This window comes from Amycolatopsis sp. FBCC-B4732 (assembly GCF_023008405.1).
Taxonomy (GTDB): Bacteria; Actinomycetota; Actinomycetes; order Mycobacteriales; family Pseudonocardiaceae; genus Amycolatopsis; species Amycolatopsis pretoriensis_A.
Genome location: NZ_CP095376.1, coordinates 9,393,119 through 9,414,684, shown reverse-complemented (window position 1 = coordinate 9,414,684; position 21,566 = coordinate 9,393,119). Strand labels below are relative to the sequence as shown.

General features: G+C 71.0%; 21 protein-coding genes. 1 reads left to right on the top strand and 20 read right to left on the bottom strand.

Annotation, left to right across the window (positions count from 1 at the left end):
- Positions 1 to 29: 29 nt before the first annotated feature.
- From MUY14_RS42905 to MUY14_RS42895, 3 genes are all read right to left on the bottom strand, one after another.
- Positions 30 to 1,364: an NAD(P)/FAD-dependent oxidoreductase gene (locus tag MUY14_RS42905; RefSeq protein ID WP_247018393.1), complete on the bottom strand. Its 1,335-nt coding sequence runs from the start codon at positions 1,362 to 1,364 to the stop codon at positions 30 to 32.
- Positions 1,365 to 1,448: 84 nt separating this feature from the next.
- On the bottom strand, positions 1,449 to 2,132 hold the full coding sequence (locus MUY14_RS42900; RefSeq protein ID WP_247018391.1) for a uracil-DNA glycosylase: 684 nt from the start codon (positions 2,130 to 2,132) through the stop codon (positions 1,449 to 1,451).
- The gene (locus MUY14_RS42895) at positions 2,129 to 2,788 is read right to left on the bottom strand and encodes an endonuclease V (protein WP_247018389.1); all 660 of its coding nucleotides are present in this window, start codon (positions 2,786 to 2,788) and stop codon (positions 2,129 to 2,131) included. The genes MUY14_RS42900 and MUY14_RS42895 overlap by 4 nt, the downstream gene beginning before the upstream one ends.
- A 31-nt stretch (positions 2,789 to 2,819) precedes the next feature.
- Here MUY14_RS42895 and MUY14_RS42890 point away from each other — a divergent pair, with 31 nt between their 5' ends.
- A complete protein-coding gene (locus MUY14_RS42890; protein ID WP_247018388.1) occupies positions 2,820 to 4,313 on the top strand; it encodes a S10 family peptidase in 1,494 nt (497 codons plus the stop codon).
- On the opposite strand, the gene MUY14_RS42885 is transcribed toward MUY14_RS42890, so the two are convergent.
- The 17 genes from MUY14_RS42885 to MUY14_RS42805 form a co-directional block, all read right to left on the bottom strand.
- Complete coding sequence (locus MUY14_RS42885; protein WP_247018386.1) at positions 4,291 to 5,082, bottom strand: hypothetical protein; 792 nt, start codon at positions 5,080 to 5,082, stop codon at positions 4,291 to 4,293. The two genes, MUY14_RS42890 and MUY14_RS42885, sit on opposite strands and share 23 nt — an antisense overlap.
- Positions 5,079 to 5,906: a hypothetical protein gene (locus tag MUY14_RS42880; protein WP_247018384.1), complete on the bottom strand. Its 828-nt coding sequence runs from the start codon at positions 5,904 to 5,906 to the stop codon at positions 5,079 to 5,081. The genes MUY14_RS42885 and MUY14_RS42880 overlap by 4 nt, the downstream gene beginning before the upstream one ends.
- Entirely contained in the window at positions 5,903 to 6,697 is a 795-nt protein-coding gene (locus MUY14_RS42875) for a hypothetical protein (RefSeq protein ID WP_247018382.1), read from the bottom strand. The genes MUY14_RS42880 and MUY14_RS42875 overlap by 4 nt, the downstream gene beginning before the upstream one ends.
- Before the next feature lie 166 nt (positions 6,698 to 6,863).
- On the bottom strand, positions 6,864 to 7,193 hold the full coding sequence (locus MUY14_RS42870; protein WP_247018380.1) for a hypothetical protein: 330 nt from the start codon (positions 7,191 to 7,193) through the stop codon (positions 6,864 to 6,866).
- 457 nt (positions 7,194 to 7,650) lie between these two features.
- Positions 7,651 to 8,487 carry a hypothetical protein gene (locus MUY14_RS42865; protein ID WP_247018378.1) on the bottom strand — a complete coding sequence of 279 codons (837 nt, stop codon included), beginning with the start codon at positions 8,485 to 8,487 and terminating at the stop codon, positions 7,651 to 7,653.
- 80 nt (positions 8,488 to 8,567) lie between these two features.
- A complete protein-coding gene (locus MUY14_RS42860) occupies positions 8,568 to 10,259 on the bottom strand; it encodes a S8 family serine peptidase (RefSeq protein ID WP_247025510.1) in 1,692 nt (563 codons plus the stop codon).
- A 103-nt stretch (positions 10,260 to 10,362) separates the two neighbouring features.
- Positions 10,363 to 11,361 carry an ABC transporter ATP-binding protein gene (locus MUY14_RS42855; protein WP_247018375.1) on the bottom strand — a complete coding sequence of 333 codons (999 nt, stop codon included), beginning with the start codon at positions 11,359 to 11,361 and terminating at the stop codon, positions 10,363 to 10,365.
- Positions 11,354 to 12,349 carry an ABC transporter ATP-binding protein gene (locus tag MUY14_RS42850; protein WP_247018373.1) on the bottom strand — a complete coding sequence of 332 codons (996 nt, stop codon included), beginning with the start codon at positions 12,347 to 12,349 and terminating at the stop codon, positions 11,354 to 11,356. Before MUY14_RS42850 ends, MUY14_RS42855 begins: the two co-directional genes overlap by 8 nt.
- Positions 12,350 to 12,355: 6 nt before the next feature.
- Entirely contained in the window at positions 12,356 to 13,309 is a 954-nt protein-coding gene (locus MUY14_RS42845; RefSeq protein WP_247018371.1) for an ABC transporter permease, read from the bottom strand.
- Positions 13,302 to 14,231, bottom strand: a complete 930-nt coding sequence (locus MUY14_RS42840; protein WP_247018370.1) for an ABC transporter permease — start codon at positions 14,229 to 14,231, stop codon at positions 13,302 to 13,304. The genes MUY14_RS42845 and MUY14_RS42840 overlap by 8 nt, the downstream gene beginning before the upstream one ends.
- 105 nt (positions 14,232 to 14,336) lie before the next feature.
- A complete protein-coding gene (locus tag MUY14_RS42835; protein WP_247018368.1) occupies positions 14,337 to 15,962 on the bottom strand; it encodes an ABC transporter substrate-binding protein in 1,626 nt (541 codons plus the stop codon).
- Between the two features lie 404 nt (positions 15,963 to 16,366).
- Entirely contained in the window at positions 16,367 to 17,320 is a 954-nt protein-coding gene (locus MUY14_RS42830; protein WP_247018367.1) for a Ppx/GppA phosphatase family protein, read from the bottom strand.
- 9 nt (positions 17,321 to 17,329) lie between these two features.
- Positions 17,330 to 18,505: a lytic transglycosylase domain-containing protein gene (locus MUY14_RS42825; protein WP_247018366.1), complete on the bottom strand. Its 1,176-nt coding sequence runs from the start codon at positions 18,503 to 18,505 to the stop codon at positions 17,330 to 17,332.
- A gap of 140 nt (positions 18,506 to 18,645) precedes the next feature.
- Complete coding sequence (locus MUY14_RS42820) at positions 18,646 to 19,155, bottom strand: DUF501 domain-containing protein (protein ID WP_247018365.1); 510 nt, start codon at positions 19,153 to 19,155, stop codon at positions 18,646 to 18,648.
- A gap of 24 nt (positions 19,156 to 19,179) precedes the next feature.
- On the bottom strand, positions 19,180 to 19,542 hold the full coding sequence (locus MUY14_RS42815) for a septum formation initiator family protein (RefSeq protein WP_247025509.1): 363 nt from the start codon (positions 19,540 to 19,542) through the stop codon (positions 19,180 to 19,182).
- Positions 19,543 to 19,738: 196 nt separating this feature from the next.
- Positions 19,739 to 21,025, bottom strand: a complete 1,287-nt coding sequence (gene eno, locus MUY14_RS42810) for a phosphopyruvate hydratase (RefSeq protein WP_247018364.1) — start codon at positions 21,023 to 21,025, stop codon at positions 19,739 to 19,741.
- An 87-nt stretch (positions 21,026 to 21,112) separates the two neighbouring features.
- Positions 21,113 to 21,559, bottom strand: coding sequence for a glyoxalase/bleomycin resistance/extradiol dioxygenase family protein (locus tag MUY14_RS42805; protein ID WP_247018363.1), 447 nt, complete (start codon positions 21,557 to 21,559; stop codon positions 21,113 to 21,115).
- Between the last annotated feature and the right edge of the window lie 7 nt (positions 21,560 to 21,566).

The following is a 21,566-nucleotide window of genomic DNA, read 5'->3' as shown; positions in this document are numbered from 1 at the left end:
ACCGCGGGAGGCCTTCGGGAAGCGAAACGTCAGGACTTCGAAACGCGCGCGAACTCGTCCTTCGGGTTGTTGATCTGCCCCAGCGAGATGACCTCACGCCGGAACAGCCCACCCAGGATCCAGTCGAACAGGATGCGGATCTTGCGGTTCCACGTCGGCATCGCCTTGAGGTGGTACGCGCGGTGGAAGAGCCACGCCGGGAAGCCCTTGATCTTCAGGTTCAGCGCGTCGGCCACGCCCTTGTGCAGGCCGAGGCTCGCGACCGCGCCGAGGTTCTTGTGGTAGTAGTCCTTCGGCTTGCCGCCGCGGAGCACCTTGATGATGTTCTTCGCCAGCAGCGTCGCCTGGCGGACCGCGTGCTGCGCGTTCGGCGGGCACGTCGCCGTCGGGTCCTCCTCCGTGCGGGAGAGGTCCGGGATCGCCGCGTTGTCGCCCGCGGTCCAGACGTCCGGGTGGCCGACGACCTGCATGGCGGCCGTCGCCTCGAGGCGGCCGCGCTTGTCGACCGGCAGGTCCGACTGGCCCACCACCGGGTTGGCCTTCACACCCGCGGTCCAGATGATCGTGTCGGTGTCGAACTCCGTGCCGTCCGAAAGCACGACGTGGCCGTTTTCGAACGACTTCGCCGCGGTCGACAGGTAGACCTCGATGCCGCGCTTCTCCAGCTGCTCGACCGTGTACACGCCCAGGGTCTCGCGGACCTCGGGCAGGATGCGCCCGGCGGCCTCGACCAGCACCCAGCGGACGTCGGACGGCTGGATGTTCGGGTAGTAGTTCTCCACCGCGAACCGGGTCATGTCCTCGAGCTCGGCCAGTGCCTCGATGCCAGCGAACCCGCCGCCGACGACCGTGAAGGTCAGCAGGCGCTTGCGGAGCTCGGGGTCCAGCGTGCTGGCGGCCTCGTCGAGCTTGGTCATGATGTGGTTGCGCAGGTAGATCGCCTCGCCGATGGTCTTGAAGGCGATGCCCTCTTCGACCAGGCCGGGGATCGGCAGGATGCGCGCGACGGCGCCGAGCGCGACGACCAGGACGTCGTAGCCGAGCTGCTCGATGTGGCCGTCGGCGGCCTCGACCGTGACGGACTTCTTGTCGTTCTCGATCTTGGTGACGCGCGCGGTCAGCACGTGGCAGCGCTTCAGCACCCGCCGCAGCGGCACGACCACGTGCCGGGGCTCGATCGCGCCGGCCGCGGCCTCCGGGAGGAACGGCGCGTAGGTCATGTGGGGCTGCGGGTCAACGACGGTCACGGAGGCCTCGTTGGCCCGGAGCATCTTCTGGAGGCCGTACGCCGTGTAGAGCCCGACGTACCCACCACCGAGGACGAGGATCCGAGTCGGTTCCGACTTCGACTTCGCAGCAGCCATGTCCTCATGGTGACACCTTCGCGGGCACCCCGCTCGGGGACCCCATCCGGCTGTGACCAGCGTCGCTGCGGTTTCCGTAACGATTCAGTCGTGACCTGTCACCGAGGTCGCGGCGCGGAAGACGGCCGCCACCATGTCGTGGGTCACGCGGTGTGTCTGGACATTGCGCGGCGACACGTGGTAACAGCCGAAAACACGCAGGTCGTCCAGTTCCAGGACGGCTCCGTGGGCGAACGCCGGACGCGGCTGCGGGACCGGCCAGCCCGCCGCCGCGAGCACGGGCAGTAACGCCTGCCAGCCGAACGCCCCGAGCACCACGATCGAGCGCAGTGTCGGACGTAACAACGTCAGCTCCTCCGCGAGCCACGGGCGGCACGTGTCGCGCTCGGCGGGCGTCGGCTTGTTCTCCGGCGGGGCGCAGCGCACCGGCGAGACGAGCCGCGTGCCGTAAAGCTCCAGGCCGTCGCCGACGCGCTCGGACGTCGGCTGCGACGCGAGCCCGACCTCGTGCAGCACCCGGAAGAGGAAGTCACCCGACGGGTCGCCGGTGAACATGCGGCCGGTGCGGTTCGCGCCGTGCGCCGACGGCGCCAGCCCGACGACCGCGAGCGACGCGTCCGGCGGCCCGAAACCCGGCACCGGGCGCGCCCAGTACTCCTCGCCGCGGAAGGCCGCCTTCGTGCCCGCGACGCCTTCGCGCCAGGTCACCAGCCGCGGGCAGGCGCGGCACCCCGCGACGGCGACGTCCAGCTCGGCCAGCGACCTCATTTCAGCGCCACCCGGGACAGCCGGTCGGCCAGCCGCGTCGTCTCCGGCAGCCGGTAGCGCGGGGTCAGCGCGAGGGTCAGCCGGCAGGCGTGCGCGAGGTCGATCCGATGGCCGGCCGAGACGTACACCGGTTTGACGCCGTCCTGGGTCCGCAGCACCGCGCCGACCTCCTCCCCGGCGTCGACCAGCGGCACCGACGACCCGCGCTCGGGCCCCGGCACGTCGTGGGAGCCGACGAACCGCGTCTTGCCGACGCCGAAGGCGGGCAGCCCGGTCAGCACGCCGAGGTGGCAGGCCAGGCCGAAGCGCCGCGGGTGGGCGAGGCCGTGGCCGTCGCAGACCAGGACGTCGGGCCGGTGTTCCAGCTCGCCGAGGGCGGCCAGCAGCGGCGGCAGCTCGCGGAAGGCGAACAGGCCCGGCTCGTACGGGAAGACGGCCTTCGCGCGGTGCGCCCGCTCCTCGACCACGGTCAGCCCCGCGGTTTCGAGGGTGACGACCGCCGCGGCGATGCCGTCGGCCTCGTCGTAGGCGACGTCGAGGCCGGTCACCGTCGGCGGCAGCTCCGGCAGGTCGCCGTGGAGTTCGACCCGGCCGCGCAGCGCTTCCTGGACGGCGAGGGCCTCCTCGGCCGTCGACGGCCAGTCCCCGGTGTGCACCAAGTCACCCTGCCACAACTAAGTTGGGGCCATGGCGGACACGACCCCCGAAGAGGCTCCCGAGAAGAAGACGCCGGACACCGCGGAGATCCCGGCCGAGCCGACCGACGACATCGTCACGACCCAGCACACGCTGACCGTGAAGCGGAAGAAACTCGCGTACACGGCGAAGGCGGGCCGGGTCGTCCTCCGCAAGGAGGTCGTCAAGGACGGCAAGTCGGAGGGCTTCAAGGCGAAGGCGGAGGTGTTCGTCACCTCCTACACCCTCGACGACGCCGACCCGGGCACGCGGCCGGTGACGTTCGCCTTCAACGGTGGCCCCGGCTCGTCGAGCATCTGGCTGCACCTGGGCCTGCTGGGCCCGCGCCGGGTGCTCTCCGGCGACGTCGACGACCTCGTGCCGCCGCCGTACGGGCTGGCCGACAACCCCGAGACGCTGCTGGTGCACAGCGACCTGGTCTTCATCGACCCGGTGTCGACCGGCTACTCGCGGGTCGCGGGCGGCGAGGAGACCAAGGACTTCCACGGCTACCAGGGCGACATCGAGTCGGTCGGCGAGATCATCCGGCTGTGGGTGTCGCGGCACCAGCGCTGGCTGTCGCCGAAGTTCCTGGCCGGTGAGTCCTACGGCACGCTGCGCGCCGCCGGGCTGGCCGCGCACCTGCAGGACCGGCACGGGCTCTACCTGAACGGCCTGCTGCTCATCTCCTCCGTGCTCGACCTGGGCACGCTGCAGTTCACCGAGGGCAACGACCTGCCGTACTCGCTGTACGTGCCGACGTACGCGGCGATCGCGCACTACCACGGCCTGCACGGCGACCGCCCGCTCGACGACGTCCTGGCCGACGCCGAGGACTTCGCGGCGAAGGACCTGCCGTGGGCGCTTTCGCGCGGTGCGCGGCTGTCCACGCAGGACCGGACCGACGCGGTGGCCACGCTGGCGTCGCTGACCGGGCTCACCGAGTCCTATGTGGACCGGGTGAACCTGCGGATCGAGCACGTCCGGTTCTTCACCGAGCTGCTGCGCGACCGGGGCCTGACGGTCGGCCGGATGGACGGCCGCTTCACGACGTGGGAGCCGGACGGCGGCCGCGAGCACATGAGCGACGACCCGTCGATCTCCCGCGTGATCGGCGCCTACGCGGCGGCGTTCAACCACTACGTGCGGGCGGAGCTCGGGTACGAGAACGACCTGCCGTACGAGATCATCCACGAGGACACGTTCAAGGCCTGGTCGTACAAGGAGTTCGAGGGCCGCTCGGTGTCGGTGGTCGACTCGCTCGCCTCGGCGATGCGCACGAACCCGCACCTGCAGGTCCACGTGGCGTTCGGCCACTACGACGGCGCGACGGCCTACTTCGCGGCCGAGCACGTGCTGGCGCGGCTGCAGATCCCGGAGGAACTGCGGGAGAACATCGACACGGCGTACTACCCGGCGGGGCACATGATGTACGTCCACGAGCCGACCCGGGTGCAGCAGTCGAAGGACCTGGCGAAGTTCGTCAAGAAGGCTTCGAACCGCTGAGTTCCGGCCCGTAGCGGGCGCCCGGCGGCAGCGGGGGAACCCGCCGCCGCTGGGCGAACCACCCGGTGACGTGCGTGGTCACCGCCGGCGCGACGTAGCCGGCGAGCCACGGCTTGCCCGGCAGGTCGGTGTACCCGAGGTCCGCGACCACCGGGACGGCGAACAACGACGGCAGGGCGAAGTGGACGTCCTGGAGCCGCGTCACGGTGTCGACCGCGAGCGAGCCCTCGTCCTCCGCGATGACCGGGCGGCGGAGGATGCCGGTCAGGACGACGGCGTCGACCGCCGCGCCGAGGACGAGGAGGCCGAGCCAGAAGCGTGCCCAGACCGAGCCGCCGGCCACCATCGTGAGCGCGAGGACGGCGCCGCCGCCGAACGTGACCGCCGGCGAGGCCGCGTACCAGCCGTTCACCACCTCCCGCCACCGCGGGCGGGGCCGGATCAGCCGCCGATCGCCCAGCCAGGCGACCGCCCGCCGGTCGCCGGCGCGGATCTGCAGCCAGTTCGTCAGGACCAGCGACGTCCAGATGAACCACGGGATCCCGGCGTCGGGCCGGTCGGCGTGGCTCGGGGGCAGCAGCTGATAGGCCAGCAGGCCGGCGCAGAGCAGCGCGTCGGCGACGAACACCGGTGTGAAGGCGCCGGCGTCGCTCTTCCCGCGGCGGACGCCCAGCCGGTAGGTCAGCAGCTCGGTCGCCTCGGAAACGCGGACACCGCGCAGCGCCGGCCACTTGACCGCCGCCCGCTCGGCGGGAGTCACCGCGATCACCGGGCCACCCCGGGCTGGGCCGGCAGCGGGACGCCGTAGTCGCCCGGCGGGAGCGCCGGGCGGTACCGCCGGTAGCGCAGGCCGCCGACGATCTGCAGGGCCAGCGCGAGTCCCGCGTACCCGATGAGCCAGGGCCCGGAGCCGGGCGGTTGCCGGTTGCCGGTGAGCAGGTCGAAGAGCACCGGCCACGCGTAGTACGACGGCATCGCCAGGTAGAGGTCCTCGATCCGCACCACCGCGTCGACGGCGGCGGACGGCTCGTCCTCCGCGAGCACCGGCCGCCGCACGATCCCGGTCACGATCACGCCGGAGACGACTCCGCCCAGCGCGAGCACGCCGAGCCAGCTCCAGGCGTAGGTCTTGTACGGAGTCGTTAAGAACATCGTGATCCCGAGTGCGGCTCCCCCGGCGAACGTCACCGCCGCCGACGCGAGGAACCAGCCGACCGGCAGCTCCCGCCACGACGGCCGCGGCCGGTCGAGCCGTCGGCCGCCCAGCCGGTGCGCGGCCTGGCGGTCCTGCCGCCGGATCGCGAACCAGAAGGCCAGCTGGAAGCCGGCCACCACGAAGTAGAGGATCTTGCTCTCGGTCATCTCCACGCCGCGGACGCCGGGCAGGTACTGCAGGCACTGGTAGCCGACCGCGCCGGTGACCGCCGGCGCGAGGAACACCGCCAGCCGGATCAGCTGCGTCCGCAGGTCCCCGCCCGCGCGGACGCCGAGGCGCGCCGCCAGCAGGGGTGTCGGGATCCCCACGCGGACGCCGTGCTTGCCCAGCCACACCGCGGCCTGCACGAACTCGCCGCGGCTCGGTTCGGACCTCATCGGGGAACCACCGCCAGGGTGGGCCGGAGGACACGGGACCGCCGGCGGTGCAGGACCCAGCCGACCACCTGCGTCCCGACCGCGAGCACCGCGTAGGCGACGACCGCGGGCCGGGACGACGGCGGTACCGGCACCGCGAAGAGGAGGTCACCACAGGCCAGGTACGGCAGGACGGCCGGCGCCGCGTAGGAGTGCGCGTCCTCCACCCGCAGCACCGCGTCGACCATGAACGACGCGGGATCGACCGCGACGACCGGCTCGCGCAGCACGGACCACCAGACGAACCCGGACTGGACGGCGCCGAGCACCAGCAGCCCGAGCCAGAGCGACGCGGCCGCCGGCGCCACCGGGGCCAGCACGAGGAAGAGCACCAGCCCGCCGGCGTAGGCGACCACCGCCGATGTCAGGTACCAGGCGCCGAGAAGACCGAGGGTCCAGCTCAGGGCCGGCCGCGCGGCCGGGCGCACCAGCGCGGCCGCCGGCCGGTCGGACTCGCGGACCGTCACCCAGCGCCAGACCTGCGCCAGGACGGCCAGCGCACCCAGGAGGAAGCCGCTGCCGATCGGCAGGTCCCCGAACGCTTCCCGCGCCAGCTCCATGCCGAACGGGGCGACGAAGCCGATGACGAGCCCCACCACCAAGCCCAGCTCGGGGCGCCTGGTGCGCAGCCGTTCCCGCACGCCGAGGCGCAGGGACAGCAACGGGGTCGGCGTCCCCACCACCACCCCGTGCCGGGCCAGCCACTGCACGGCCATCGCCGCGTCGATCGGTCTCGGTACCCCGCCACCCACGAAAACCTCCCCCTGCCCCGGCCGCGCCGGTTCACCGTGTCCGAACTTCTCCCGTGACTCCGCCGAACGCGGCCTGAGGCCGCCGCCGCCGAAGGTGATCAGCGGCACCGCCGGAAACCAGCGACGCCGACCCGACGGCGAACCACCGCCGCCTCCGTCAAGGCGCTCACCGGGGCCCGGTTCCGTAGTGGCCGGGCGGCAGGCGGCGGTCCCGGACCTCGAACACGGCGCGAAGGTGGAGCACCACCCCCAGGACGAAGTACGCGACCACCGGTACGAACCGCGCCGGCGGCCACGGCCAGTCGGCGGACAGGTCGATCCACGCGAGGAAGGTGAACGCGAATGGCATCGCGAACGCCCGGGTGTCGTAGGTCCGCAAGGCCGCGTCGACGGCGCGTGAAGCCTCGTCCTCGGCGATCACCGGGGCGCGCAAGGCCTGGCCGAGGACCAGTGCCAGGCTCGCGGCGCCGAGCACCAGCGCGGCGGCCCAGCCCACCGGGTCGGCGGCGAGCGGCGCGCAGCACCGCGCCGCCGCCGAAGGTCGTCGCCACCGTCGCCAGGTACCACCAGCCGACCTGCCCCGCCGCCACCCGGAACGATGGCCGGGTACCCGGGGCGACCACGCGATCGGCCGCGCGGACCCGGCGCCACTGCAGCAGCGGGTAAGCCACGACGAGCGCGGTGAACCCCGGGAACCGGGCCGGCACCGGGATCGGCGGGAGCACGGCGACGATCCAGCACACGGAGGAAAGCGCGCTGGAGAACCGGTAAGACCGCGTGGCCGGCACCCGGGCCCCGACGCGCACCGCGAGCAGCGGCGTCGGCTCGTCCACCTCCGCGCCGTGGCGAGCCAGCCACGTCAGCGCGGCCTGCCTCCCGGCGAGCGTCGTCGACGCCACTTCCACCATCGGACCTCCCCTGTCCCGTGGTAACGCCCGACGAGCCGGCCCGGTTTACCCCCCGTAGCAGCCGGGTGGGAGCGCGCCGGACCGGCGGCGAGCCAGCAACCAGCCGATCAGCTGGAGCGCGAAGACCGTCACCAGGTACGCGAGCGAAATCCAGCCCAGCGGGCCCGGCCACGCCCAATCGACCACGTACACCGGCATCGCCAGCACGACGTACGGGGCGGTCGGGGCGAACAGGTAGGGGTCCAGGGTGCGCAACGCCCCGTCGACCGCGTGCGACGCCGCGTCCTCGGCGATCACCGGCCCGCGCACCACCCGGCCGAGCACGAGCGCCGTCGCGCCGGCGGCGAAGGCCAGCGCCACCGTGTTCACCCCGATCGCGACCTCCGGCGGGTACCAGTGCTTCCAGGTGAACCGCGGCCCGGTCAGGAACGCCGCCGCGCACAAGGCCGCCCCGCCGAGGAACGTGAGGCCCGTCGACACCAGGTACCACCAGCCGACCTGCCTGACCGCCACCCGCAGCGGCGGTGGTGCGGTGGCCCCGGTCAAGCTCTCGGCGAGCCGGTCGCGCCGCTGCGCCCGGCGCCAGCGGGCCACGTGGAACGAGGCGTAGAGGACGGCGAGGACCGCCGCTTCCCCCGGCAGGTCGTTCCGCTTGAACGCGACCCCGGTGAGCGTCCACAACACCGCGAGGACGATCGCGAAACCGGGAGTCCCCCGAGTTCCGATGCCCCGGCCGCCGAGGCGCAGGGCGAGCACCCGGGTCGGCAACCAGACCGCGACCCCGCGCCGCGCGAGCCACCGCCGTGCCCGGCCCACTTCCAGCACCGTCGGCTCGCCCGGCCACCGCGGATCGACCGGTAGCGCCGGTTCACGCACGTTCAACGGAACTCCCCCCAGTCCCGCGGTAAACGCGAACCGCCCCGGACAGGTTGCCTGTCCGGGGCGGTTCGTTCGAAATTCTTCTACTTCAGGTACTGCGACCCGCGGGTCACCGCCGCGTAGGCGTCGACCGCGCCGTTGCCGTAGAAGCCGTTGAACGACGCGTCACCTTCGCAGGTGGCCGTGAACTCCGGCCCGCGGCCTTCGTCGGTGTAGTCGACCGTCCGCGGCACCGGGCAGGCGATGTCCGACGCCGTGCCCTCGAGGACCCGCTGGACCTTGTCCGGGTCCAGGCCGAAGTCGCCGTGCGACTTCTTGCCGTACTGCGAAACGATCAGCGCCGCGACGCCGGTCGCGTGCGGGGTCGCCATCGACGTGCCCTGCAGCCACTGGTAGTAGCCGACCCGGCCGTCCGGCGCCGTCGCCTTCTTGATGCCCGCGGCCAGGCCGGCCTCGGTGATGTTGCCGTCCGCGTCGATGTTGCCCTCGACGACGCCGACGTTCTTCGGGTACGCCGAGAGGATCTCGTTCTCGACCGTGCGGAACCACGGCGTGCCGAAGCCGTCGCGGAAGTAGCCGCCCGGCGCGGAAACCGAGATCTGCTCGGTGCCGTAGTTCGAGTAGTCCGCCTTCGCCTGCGACGGCCCGAACGCGCTCACGCCGATCGTGTGGTTGCCCTCGACCGGCAGGCTGAGGCAGGAGCTGTTGTCGACCTGCCGCGGGTGCGTCGTGTTCGCCGGGTAGTCCGGGCTGGTGGTGTCCGGCTGCGGCGCGCCCAGGTCGGTGTGCTGGTTGCCCAGCGCGACGACCATCGTGACGCCCTTCTTGTGCGCGTAGTTCAGAGCGCGCTGCGTGGCTTCGATGATCGTGCGCTGCTCGGCCTGCTCCGCGGCCGAGTCGGCCGGGTTCGCCGTGCAGTTGTACAGCCACGGGTCGGTGTAGAACGACATGTTGACCACGTCGATGCCGGCGTCGCCGGCGTAGGTCAGCGCGTCGACGGTCGGCTGCAGGAAGAAGTAGCCCGAGTCCTGCCCGGCGCGGATGTTCACCAGCGACACGTTCGGCGCGACGCCCGAGATGCCGAAGCCGTTCGCCGCCGCGGCGATCGTGCCGGCGACGTGCGTGCCGTGCGCGCCGTCGTCGTGGTTGACCGGGTCGACGCAGCCGCGGAACTCGCACGGGCCGTCGACCTCGACGCCGTTGACGTCGAACGGGATGTCCTTGACGAAGTTGCGCGAGTCGGCCGCGTCGAAGTTCGGCGCGATGTCCGGGTGCGTGCCGTCGATGCCGGTGTCGATGACGCCGACCTTGACCTGTTTGCTGCCGGGCTGCTTGGTGCGCGAGAGGTCCGAGCGGACGGACTTGAGGCCCCAGAGCTGGTCGTCCAGCGGGTCCATCCCGACGGCCTTGTTCGCGGCGGCCTTCTTCGACGCGGCGCCGCGGCCTTCCTTCTCGACGTTGTTGTTCTTGGTCTTCTTGCCGTCCTTCGGCACCGAGCCGATGACCTGCGCCTTGGCGGCGCCGAAGACCGCGCGGTTCGAGGACACGCGCTCGGTGAAGCCGGTGGCCGGGGCACTGGCCTTGATCAGGCCGACCGCCGAGTTGGTCTCCAGCACCGTGCCGCCCGCGGCCCGGATCGCCTGCTGCGCGGTCGCGATGCTCTGGACGTCCTTGGCGAGCACGGTGAACTCGGTCGCCGGGCCGGCCAGCGCGGGCTGGGCCGAAGCCACCGGCACCGCGACGGCCGTGATCGCCCCGAACAGCGGGACGGCCATGGCCGCGGCGAAAAGCCTGGGTCTCTTCACGATTCTCCTCCTCGGGAAAGCGGTTCCTGCACCGTATAGACCGGACAATGCAGCCACAACGGCCTAACGGACGTTATGGAACAACCGACTTCTGCTCCGCGAAGTGACAAGCTGACAAGTGACCGTCCGTCCGCGGCACCAGCTCGGGCACCTCCTCCGCGCACTTCTCCTGCGCTTTCCAGCACCGCGTGCGGAACCGGCACCCGGACGGGGGATCCAGGGGACTCGGCACGTCACCGGTCAGCCGGATCACCTGGCGGCGGCCGCGCACGGCCGGGTCCGCCACCGGCACCGCGGACAGCAGCGCCTGGGTGTACGGGTGGGACGGTCGTTCGTAGATCTCCTCGTCGGTGCCGACTTCGACGATCTTGCCGAGGTACATCACCGCGACCCGGGTGGACAGGTGGCGCACCACCGACAGGTCGTGCGCGATGAACACGTACGACAGCCCGAACTCGCTCTGCAGGTCGCCGAGCAGGTTCATCACCTGCGCCTGGATGGAGACGTCCAACGCGGACACCGGCTCGTCGCAGATGATCACCTTGGGCCGCAGGGCCAGCGCCCGCGCGATGCCGATGCGCTGGCGCTGCCCGCCGGAGAACTGGTGCGGGTAGCGGTTGAGGTGCTCGGGGTTGAGCCCGACCACGTCCAGCAGCTCACGCACCTTGGCCGCGCGCGACCCCTTCGGCGCGACGTCGGGGTGGATTTCGAAGGGCTCGCCGACGATGTCGCCGACCGTCATCCGCGGGTTGAGCGAGGTGTACGGGTCCTGCAGCACGATCTGGATCTCGCGCCGCAGCTTGCGCAGTTCGGCGCCGCGCATCGAAAAGATGTCGCGGCCTTCGAACTTCGCGGTGCCGGCGGTCGGCTCCTCCAGGCGCATCAGCACCTGGGCCAACGTCGACTTGCCGCAGCCGGATTCGCCGACGACGCCGAGGGTTTCGCCGGGCTGCAGGTCGAACGAAACGCCGTCGACCGCCTTGACCTGCCCGATCGTGCGCTTGAACAGGATGCCGGTGCGCACCGGGAAGTACTTCTTCAGGTCGGTGACCGAGAGGATGGGGTCAGGCACGGGAGTTCACCACCTCTTCGGCGAAGTGGCACGCGCTGGTCCGGCCGAAGCCGATCCCCAGCGGTGGCGGGACTTCCTCGGAACAGCGGGCCTCGGCGCGCTTGCACCGCGGGTGGAACGCGCAGCCGGGCGGGATGTCGAGCAGGCTCGGCGGCAGGCCCTTGATGGTCTCCAGTGTCTGTCCTTTGAGGTCCAGCCGCGGCAGCGAGTCCATCAGCGCGGCGGTGTAGGGGTGGGCCGGGGCGCGGAACAGCTCGACGACGTCGGCCTGCTCGACGATCCGGCCCGCGTACATCACCGCGATCCGGTCGGCGACCTCGGCGACGACCCCGAGGTCGTGGGTGATGAGCACCAGCCCCATCTTGCGCTCGGCCTGGATCTCGGCCAGCAGGTCCATGATCTGGGCCTGCACGGTGACGTCGAGCGCGGTGGTCGGCTCGTCGGCGATGAGCAGGTCGGGGTCGAGCGCGAGCGACATCGCGATCATCGCGCGCTGGCGCATGCCGCCGGAGAACTGGTGCGGGTAGTCCTTGATCCGGCGCTCGGCGGCCGGGATGCGGACGGTGTCGAGGAGTTCGATCGCGCGCTTCCGGGCGTCCTTCTTGGACATCCCGAGCCGGACGCGCAGCTGTTCCTCGATCTGGAAGCCCACGGTGAACACCGGGTTCAGCGCGGAAAGCGCGTCCTGGAAGATCATCGCGACTTCGCTGCCGCGGACTTCGCGGCGCCGTTCCTCCGACGCCGTCAGCAGGTCTTCGCCGCGCCAGCGCACGGCCCCGGCGGTGATCACGCCGGGCGGCATGTCCAGGATGCCCATCACGGTCTGCGCCGTGACGCTCTTCCCGGACCCGGATTCCCCGAGCACGGCCAGGGTTTCCCCGGCGTGCACCGAGTAGCCGACGCCGTTGAGGACGTTCGCCACGCCGTCGGCGGTGCGGAACTCGACGTGCAGATCCTCTACTTCGAGCAGGAGTTCGTTGTCGGACAAGGGGATCTACCTCGACTTCGGATCGAGCGCGTCGCGGATGCCGTCGCCGAGCATCACGAAGGCCAGCACGGTCAGGGTGACGAAGGCGCCGGGGAACAGCAGCATGTGCGGGTCGACGCGGAAGTAGTCCCGCGAGTCGCTGATCATCACGCCCCACGAGATCACCGGCGGGCGCACCCCGATGCCGAGGTAGGCCAGCGTCGCTTCGGCACCGATGAACGCGCCGAGCGCGATGGTCGCGTACACCAGCACCGGCGCGATCGTGTTCGGCAGCAGGTGCCGGAAGATGATCCGCGGGGTGCTGGCGCCGAGGCCGCGCGCGGCCTTGACGTAGTCGAGCTGCTTGGCCACCAGCGTCGCCGAGCGCATGATGCGCATGGCCACCGGCCAGCTCAGCACCGCGATCGAGCAGACCACCTGCACGATGATGGTGACCGCGCCGGGGTTCGCGCCGGGCGCGTTGAACGTCGTCAGGATGACGATCGCGCCGAGCACGAACGGCAGGCCGGCGAAGATGTCGCCGAAGCGGGACAGGAGACTGTCGACGAACCGCCCGTAGTAGCCGGCCAGGATGCCGACGAGCGATCCGAAGAGGACGGTCAGCAGCGTCGAGAAGACCCCGACCAGCAGGGACGCGCGGGCGCCGTAGATGGTGCGCGCGTATACGTCGTAACCCTGGTTGTCGTAGCCGAACCAGGCGTCCCCGGACGGGCCTTCGTTGGCGTGCGTGAGATCGCTGAAGCCGGCATCGCGCGAGCTGAACAGGCCGGGCGCGATCGCGATCAGCACGATCAGGGCGATGATCACGGCCGAGACGACGAACGCGGGCTTGCGCCGCAGCTGGCGCCAGGCGTCGCCCCACAGGCTGCGGGGTTTCTGCGGGCCCTTGGCGGAGTCGTCGAGGCGGGACAGCTCGGCCGCGTCGGCCCCGCCGCCGCCCACCAGGTTCGGGTCAGTCATAGCGGATCCTCGGGTCGAGAACGGCGTACAGCAGGTCGACGATCAGGCTCATCAGCAGGTACACCACGACCAGCAGGACGACCACCCCGACGACGGTCGCGCTCTCCCGGTTCTGGATGCCGCGGAAGATGAGCCCGCCCAGTCCGTTGATGTTGAACACGCCTTCGGTGACGATCGCGCCGCCCATCAGCGCGCCGAGGTCGGTGCCGAGGAACGTGAGCACCGGGATCACCGAGTTGCGCAGCAGGTGGACGCCGACGACGCGGCTGTTCGGCTGGCCCTTCGCGATCGCCGTGCGCACGTAGTCGGCGCGGCGGTTCTCGGCGATGCTCGTTCTCGACAGCCTGGCGACGTAAGCCATCGAGAGGCTGCCGAGCGCGATGCCCGGCACGATCAGCTCGCCGACGCTCGGGTTGTCCGACACGCTGGCTTCGATCAGGCCGAGGCCGTTGCTGCCCAGGGCCAGCTGCAGCACGATCGCGGTGACGAACACCGGCAGCGAGATCAGGAACGTGGTCGAGACCAGCACCAGGTTGTCGAGGAAACCCTTGCCGCGCAGGCCGGTCAGCACGCCGGCGGTGAGCCCGATGACCGCCTCGATGACGACCGCGACCACGGCCAGGCGCAACGTGATCGGGTACGACGTCGCGATCAGCTCGCCGACCGAGGTGCCGTTGAAAGTTTCGCCCCAGTCGCCGGTGAACAGGCTCCCGAGGTACTTGAAGTACTGGACGAACACGTTGTCGCCCAGGTGGAACTTCTCCGTCATCTGCGCGATGTAGGCCTGCGGGCAGGCCGTCTGACCGCACTTGCCGGAGAACGGGTCGCCGGGCACGGCCCAGACGAGGACGTAGATCAGGAACGTGGTGCCGAAGAAGACCGGGATCAGCTGGAGCAGCCGTCGCAGGACATAGCGGATCATGACGAGTTCCTAGTGCGCGCCGGCCGTCGTGAGTGTTCAGGGCGGTGGGAACCGCCTCGAACACTCACGACGGCGTGGTGGTGGTTGCGGCAGGTCAGCGCGCCACTACTTCTTCAGGACCTCGATGGACGGGTAGTCCGGCATGCGGCGGAAGTCCAGCGCCGCCGACTTGAGGTTCTTCGACTTCGCCGCGACACCCTTCTCGTCCCACACCGGGATCGAGGGCAGGTCCTTGGCGATCAGGTCCTCGGCCTGCTGGTACAGCTTGACGGCGGCGTCCTTGTCCGCGGTGCCGTCGGCCTTCGCGAGGGCCGCGTCGACCGCCGCGTTCGAGTAGCTGGAGTCGTTCGAGGAGCCGCCGGTCTTGTAGATCGGGTTGAGGAAGTCCTCGATGGACGGGTAGTCCGCGGACCAGTCCGACCGGCCCATGCCGGTCAGCTTCTTGCCGGTGACGATGCTGCGCCACTGGCCGAAGTCGGTCGCGGGCACGAAGTCGCACTCGACGCCGAGCGTGTTCTTGATGCTGTTGCACGCCGCGACCAGCGGTTCCTTGCGGCCGCCGTCCGCGTTGGACGCGATGGTCAGCTTGCCCTTGAAGCCGGACTTCGCGAAGGCTTCCTTGGCGCCGGCGGGGTCGAACTTGCAGAACTGGCAGACGCCGGGCCGCGCGCCCGGGATGCCCTGCGAGATGTAGCCGTCGGCCGGCACGTAGGTGTCGTTCATGACGGTCTTGGTGATCTGCGCGCGGTCGATCGCCATCGAGATCGCCTTGCGCAGCTCGAGGTTGTCGTACCCGGGCACGTAGTACGGCACGGCGATGGTGCTGATGCCGAGCAGGTGCCCGGTGACGAGCCGGTCGCCGAGGTCGGCCTTGTACTTTCCGCCCGCGACCGCCGACGGCGGCAGCGCCTCCATGAAGTCGACGCGCCCGCTCAGCAGGTCCTGGTAGGCCGTCTCCTGGCTGGTGTAGATCTTGATGTCGAGGTCCTTGAAGTGGACCTTGTCGTCACCCTTGTAGTCGTCGAAGCGGGTGAGCTTGATGTCCTGGTTCGGCGTCCGCGAGACGAACTTCAGCGGGCCGTTGCCGATCGGGTGCTGCTCGAAGCCCTTGGGGTCCTTGAAGAAGGAGTCCGGCAGCGGCGCGAACGCGGTGTAGCCGATCTTGATGGAGAAGACGGAGAACGGCGCGTCCAGCGTCACCTGGAACTCGTAGTCGCCCTTGGTGACCAGGCCGGACATCTTGTCCGTGGCGGGCTTGGCGTTCTCGTCCGCCGGGTGGACGTCCTTGTAGCCCTGGATGTTCGAGTAGAAGTCGGTGTTGAGCTGGCCGTTCGGCGCGTAGGCACCGTAGTTCCAGGCATCGACGAAGTTGTGCGCCTTCACTTCGGTGCCGTCGTGGAACTTCCAGCCCTGCTTGATCTTGATGTCGTAGACCTTGGAATCGGTCGTGGTGATCGAGTCGGCCATCAGGTTGAACGGCTGTGCGTCCGCCCCCTTGAAGCCGACGAGCGTGGCGAACATCGGCTGGACGGCCTTGGTGCCACCCAGCTCGTTGGTGTTGGTGGGGACCAGCGAGTTCTGCGGCTCGGTGCCGTAGATGCTGACGGCGCCGTCCGGGTCCGCCCCGCCGGACCCCGTGGAACTACCCGACCCGCCACCGCACGCGGCGAGCACGAGTGCCAGCGAAGTCATCACCACCGTGGGTCCCCAGAGCCTGCGCGAACGCCGCATGATCCCCTCCATCTCCGTCTGCCCGAAAGGTGAGACGCACGCTATCGGGGGCGGTGAAGCCGATCACAGGATCGCGGTGTTGCAAATCAGTGACGACCGTCAGGACCACCTGGTTGGAGCACAACCAAGGTAGGAAAGCGGATGCTCCGGACGGCCCAGCGCGGACTGCTGGTCATCGGGCGCTCACCCAGGGTTTCCCTTGCGGCACAAGCCCTTTCGAACGTCCGGACGGTCACTCGGATCGGCGGCGGGCACGCACCGGCCGCGGCGTCCCGGCCTGCGGCGCGGGGCCCGGAAGCGGCCCTCTCATCCTTCCCGGACGGCCTCGCCAAAGGTCATGAAAGAGTCGTTCACCGCGTCGGACGCGGTGAACGACTCTTTCATGACATGCGGCGGCCGGGGGGTCAGGCCAGGGACAGGGCGATGCCGTCGAGGATGTCGTGCTCGCTGACCACCAGCTCCGTCGGGCCGCCGCGGGCCGCGAGTTGCTCGGCCAGGGTCTGGACCACCACCGCGCCGCCGCCGATGACGTCGACCCGGCCCGGGTGGATCACCGGGTTCGCCGCGCGGGTGGCGTGGTCGCTCTGCAGCAGTTCCGAGGCCAGCCGGTCGATGTCCGCCGGGCTCAGCTTGGACAGGTGGACGCGGTCGCTGTCGTACTCCGACAGCCCCAGCGCGATCGCGGACAGCGTGGTCACCGTGCCGGCCACGCCCATCCACGTGCGCGCGCGAGCGACGTCGACGACGTCGAACGCGTCGGTCAGGACCTTGCCCGCGAGGTCGCGCGCGGTGGCGATCTCGTCGGCGGTCGGCGGGTCGCTCTTCAGCGCGCGCTCGGTGATGCGGACGCAGCCGATGTCGACGGACTTCGCCGCGAGCACCTCGGCTTGCCTGCCGTCCCAGGTGCCGAGGACCAGCTCGGTCGAGCCGCCGCCGACGTCGACCACGACGAACGGGCCGTCGTCCGGGTCCTGCTCCCCGACGGCGCCGGTGAAGCTGAGCCGGGCCTCCTCGTCGCCGCTGATCACTTCGGCCTCGACGCCGAGGGTCTCGCGGGTCATCCGGAAGAAGTCGTCGCGGTTCCTGGCGTCCCGGGTGGCGGAGGTGGCCACCATCCGCACCTTCTCCGCCCCCTTGCGCCGCGCCGCGACCGTGTAGTCGGCGAGCGCGGCCCGCGTGCGTTCGAGCGCTTCGGGCGCGAGCTGCCCGCTGGCGTCGACACCCTGGCCGAGCCGGACGATCCGCATCTCACGGTGCAGGTCGCGCAGGTCGACCGTGCCGTCGTGGCGCGGCGTCAGCTCGGCGACGAGCAGGCGGATGGAGTTGGTCCCACAGTCGATCGCGGCAACACGAGGCATGCGATCACCCTAACCGGCGGGCGTCGTCGTCCCCACGGTCGTGGTCGTGGTGGTCGTCGAGACCGACGTGACCACCTGCCCGCACGTCGGGGCCGGGGTCGTGGCCGGCGGTCCCGTCGTGGATTCCGGCGGTGGCGGGGTGGTGTCCGGCGGCGGCGTGGTCGTCGTGCTGATGACCGTGGTCGTGGTCATCGTCGTCGTCGGCGAGGCGCACGGCAACGACGGCTTCGAAGTCGGCGGGGTCGAGGAAGTACCCGTGGTCGGCGGCGGCGGCGGGGAAACCGTCGTGGTCGGCACCGGGGGCGGCGGGACCGACGGCGGTGCCGGGGCCAGCGCGGCGTTCGGGGCGCCGATCGGGACCGTGCTGTCCGGCACCTGCATGATCCCGTTGCGGTAGGCGTCGGCCCACAGGACCACCGTGTTCACGTACGTGTCGGAGTTGTTGTAGCGGTGGATCGCGCCGCGCAGCTGGTCCGGCTTGGCCAGGTCGAACCCGCCGGAGCACAGGTAGCGGCCGGTGGCCAGCGCCGCGTCGTAGATGTTGTTCGGGTCGGACCTGCCGTCGCCGTTGCCGTCCGACGCGTAGCCCTTCCACGTGCCCGGGATGAACTGGGTCGGGCCGACCGCGCGGTCCCACACCGGGTCGGTGTCGAGCAGGCCCTGGTCGGTGTCCGGGATCGCGGCGAACCCGCCTTGGCCGTTGAGCTGCGGACCGAGGATCGGTTCGCGGGTGGTGCCGCTCGCGTCGACGTAGCCGCCGCGGGCGTGGTTGGACTCGATGCGGCCGATGCTGGCGATCAGGGCCCAGTCGATGTGGCACGCGGCCTGCTCGCGGCCGAGGATGCCGGCGGCGTTCTGGTACGCGGCGAGCGCGGTGGCGGGGATGCCGAGGGGGCCGTCGGGGAGTTCGTACGCCGGGAGCGGCAGCGGGATGGGCGCGCCGGGGAGGGTGCCGTCGACGGCGATCTGCTGGATGGCGGCGTGGCCGGGGTCGTAGCCCTGGCCGAGCGCGGCGTCGCGGGTGTGGTCACCGCTGCCGCCGAGCCAGCCGAGCGTGCCGCCGCCGGCGAGCAACGCCGGGATCACCGCGAAGATGCCGGTGATCAGGGGGTACGCCGTGCGGTGCCGGAACCCGAATCTTCGGGTGTAGCTCCCGACTGCGTCTGGCAGTCGCCGCACACGCATGACTCAGAGCCCTCCTGGCCGGATCGATCCCGCTCTCGGGTGACAGCCTGCCCTACCCGAGTCAAGGTTTCACCCCTTCGAGAGTCCCGAAGGAGGTTTTCGCTCACCCAGCCCAGTTATCTCTTCACCAGCCGCGAGCGTTACGCGGCACAGTCCCCCGAGGGCCACCCGTTCGCCTTAAGCAGGGCGAGGGTCTCGTCACCGAACGGGTTCACACCGGGACCGACCGCCAGCGTGTGGGCCACGTGCACGTGCAGGCACTTGACGCGCCCGGGCATGCCGCCGGCGGTGACCTGGTGCCCGAGCGGCTCGATGGCGTCGCGCTCGGCGAGGTACGTCTCGTGCGTGCGCTGGTACTGCGCGGCCAGCTCGGGGTCGGTGGTGAGCCGGTCGGTCATCTCCTTCATGATCCCGGACGCCTCGATGGTGCCGATCATCGAGTTCAGCTTCGGGCACGTCAGGTAGTAGAGCGTCGGGAACGGGGTGCCGTTCTCCAGCCGCGGACTGGTCTGCACCACCGACGGGTGCCCGCCCGGGCACCGCGCGGCGACGGCGCGCAACGCCCGCGGCGGCCGCCCGAGCTGCTCCGCGATGATCTCGCGGTCGGCTTCGGTGACGGGCTCGAACCGGTGCTGCTGCGCGTTGTCCACGTCGAACAGGTTAGAGCGTGGCCCTCAGCCGCCCGAGACCTGGTTCCAGAGGTTCTCGTACCAGGAGCCGCCCGCGACCTGCTGCTGCCCGGCCGGCGGAGCCGCGTCCGGCGCCTTGTCCTCCGGCAGCTGGACGATGTAGGGCGTCTCGCCCGGCTTGACGTACCGCAGCCGCCGCCGGGCCTCGGCCTCGATCTGCGCGGGGTCGCTCAGCTCCGCCTTGCGGCCCTGGAGCTGAGCGACCTCCTGCTGCAGCTGCGCTTGCTGCGACTGCTGTTCGCGGACCTCGGTCCGCTGGGCGAGGTACGTGCGCAGGGGCACGGCGATGGTGAACGCCAGCGCGCACACCACGATCGCCACCACCGCCGCGCGGCGGGTGGTGGACATGCCGAGCACCTTCGCCGCACCGGACGCGCGCTTCGCCGCCAGGCTCCGGCGCAGCCGGGCCCGGGTGGTGTCCGCGTCGCCGGTGCGGCGGCGCACCGCCTCGGGGCGGCGGGCCGGCGCGGGCCGGTTGGCCCGCGTGGCTCCGCCGCCGCCTCGGCGGTTGCGCGTCGTCCTCCCCCGGTCGGCCATGCCCGGCTCAGCCCTCGGCGCTGAACCGCGGGAAGGCCAGCTCGCCGGCGTACCGGGCGGCGTCGCCGAGGGTCTCCTCGATGCGCAGCAGCTGGTTGTACTTGGCGATCCGCTCGCCGCGGGCCGGGGCACCGGTCTTGATCTGCCCGACGCCGGTGGCGACCGCGAGGTCGGCGATGAACGTGTCTTCGGTCTCGCCGGAGCGGTGGCTCATCATCGACTTGTAGCCGAACGACGTGGCCAGCGAGATCGCGTCGAGCGTCTCGGACAGGGTGCCGATCTGGTTGACCTTCACCAGCAGCGCGTTCGCGGCGCGGCGGGTGATGCCCTCTTCGAGGCGGTCCGGGTTGGTGACGAACAGGTCGTCGCCGACGATCTGGACCTTCTCGCCGATCTCGGCGGTCAGGGTGACCCAGCCGTCCCAGTCGTCCTCGCTCAGCGGGTCCTCGATGGAGACCATCGGGTAGTCGCGGATCAGCTCGGCGTAGTACGCCGACATCTGCTCGGCGCTCTTCTTGCTGCCTTCGAAGGTGTACGCGCCGTCGGCGAAGAACTCCGTCGCGGCGACGTCCAGCGCGAGCGCGACGTCGCGGCCCGGGGCGTAGCCGGCCTTCTCGATGGCCTGCAGGATCAGGTCGAGCGCCTCGCGGTTGTTCGCCAGGTTCGGCGCGAAGCCGCCTTCGTCGCCCAGACCGGTCGAAAGGCCGCGGCCCTTCAGCACCGACTTCAGCGAGTGGTAGACCTCGGCGCCCCAGCGCAGGGCCTCGCGGAAGGTCTCCGCGCCGATCGGCGCGATCATGAACTCCTGCACGTCGACGTTGCTGTCCGCGTGCGAACCGCCGTTGAGGATGTTCAGCATCGGGACCGGCAGCACGTGCGCGTTCGGCCCGCCCAGGTAGCGGAACAGCTCCAGCTCGGCCGACTCGGCGGCGGCCTTCGCGACGGCCAGCGAGACGCCGAGGATGGCGTTCGCGCCGAGGCGGGACTTCGCCGGCGTGCCGTCGAGGTCGACCAGCTTCTGGTCGACGATCCGCTGGTCGACGGCTTCGATGCCGACCATCTCCGGGCCGATCTCGTCGAGCACCGCGGCGACCGCGCGCTCGACGCCCTTGCCGTTGTAGCGGCCGGTGTCACCGTCCCGCAGCTCGACCGCTTCGTGCTCACCGGTCGACGCACCCGACGGGACCGCGGCCCGCGCCAGGGTGCCGTCGTCGAGAGCCACCTCCACCTCGACCGTCGGGTTGCCGCGCGAGTCCAGAATCTCGCGCGCGCCTACCTGCTCGATGAGAGCCACGCCATGCTCCTCGGTGCGTCGTGCCTGCGGGTTCGCGCCCAGCCTAGCCGTCGCCGCAGTTCACCCGTTGGAGGCACGGCCGGTCACTCACCCGTCGGTGCGGATCGCCTGCCAGCCCGGCGGCAGCTCCACGGTCTCCGAAGTCTGCTGCCAGAAGGTCCAGCTGTTGCCGCCGAGATCGGCGACGGTGAACACCCGGGCGCCGTAGGGCTGGTCCTGCGGCGGGTCCAGCTCGCCCTCGTCCCCGAGCGCGGCCTCGATCCGCCCGAAGTGCGCGTCGACGTCGTCGACGTAGAGGATGTTGAGCTGGCCGACCGGCCCGTCGACGCCCTTGGCCTGCCAGTAGTCCGCCCCGACGCCGGCGATCTGGATCCGCGCGTCGCCCGCGCGGAGGGTCGCCTGGAAGACCTCGCCGGACGCGTCGCTGAACCGGACTTCCTCGGCGAACCCGAAGACCCTGGTCAGCCACGCGAGCGCCGCGGTGGCGTCGGCGTAGTAGAGGTAGGGCGCCAGGCCCCGGTAGCCGCTGCTCATGGCGGCA

Excerpts from the sequence above, each read along its gene's own strand:
- MUY14_RS42890 (WP_247018388.1), top strand. The coding sequence starts at position 2,820 with ATGGCGGACACGACCCCCGAAGAGGCTCCCGAGAAGAAGACGCCGGAC.
- MUY14_RS42840 (WP_247018370.1), bottom strand. The coding sequence starts at position 14,231 with ATGATCCGCTATGTCCTGCGACGGCTGCTCCAGCTGATCCCGGTCTTC.
- MUY14_RS42830 (WP_247018367.1), bottom strand. The coding sequence starts at position 17,320 with ATGCCTCGTGTTGCCGCGATCGACTGTGGGACCAACTCCATCCGCCTG.
- MUY14_RS42805 (WP_247018363.1), bottom strand. The coding sequence starts at position 21,559 with ATGAGCAGCGGCTACCGGGGCCTGGCGCCCTACCTCTACTACGCCGAC.
- MUY14_RS42900 (WP_247018391.1), bottom strand. The coding sequence starts at position 2,132 with ATGAGGTCGCTGGCCGAGCTGGACGTCGCCGTCGCGGGGTGCCGCGCC.
- MUY14_RS42905 (WP_247018393.1), bottom strand. The coding sequence starts at position 1,364 with ATGGCTGCTGCGAAGTCGAAGTCGGAACCGACTCGGATCCTCGTCCTC.
- MUY14_RS42845 (WP_247018371.1), bottom strand. The coding sequence starts at position 13,309 with ATGACTGACCCGAACCTGGTGGGCGGCGGCGGGGCCGACGCGGCCGAG.
- MUY14_RS42860 (WP_247025510.1), bottom strand. The coding sequence starts at position 10,259 with ATGGCCGTCCCGCTGTTCGGGGCGATCACGGCCGTCGCGGTGCCGGTG.
- MUY14_RS42835 (WP_247018368.1), bottom strand. The coding sequence starts at position 15,962 with ATGCGGCGTTCGCGCAGGCTCTGGGGACCCACGGTGGTGATGACTTCG.
- MUY14_RS42825 (WP_247018366.1), bottom strand. The coding sequence starts at position 18,505 with ATGCGTGTGCGGCGACTGCCAGACGCAGTCGGGAGCTACACCCGAAGA.
- MUY14_RS42815 (WP_247025509.1), bottom strand. The coding sequence starts at position 19,542 with ATGTCCACCACCCGCCGCGCGGCGGTGGTGGCGATCGTGGTGTGCGCG.
- MUY14_RS42880 (WP_247018384.1), bottom strand. The coding sequence starts at position 5,906 with ATGAGGTCCGAACCGAGCCGCGGCGAGTTCGTGCAGGCCGCGGTGTGG.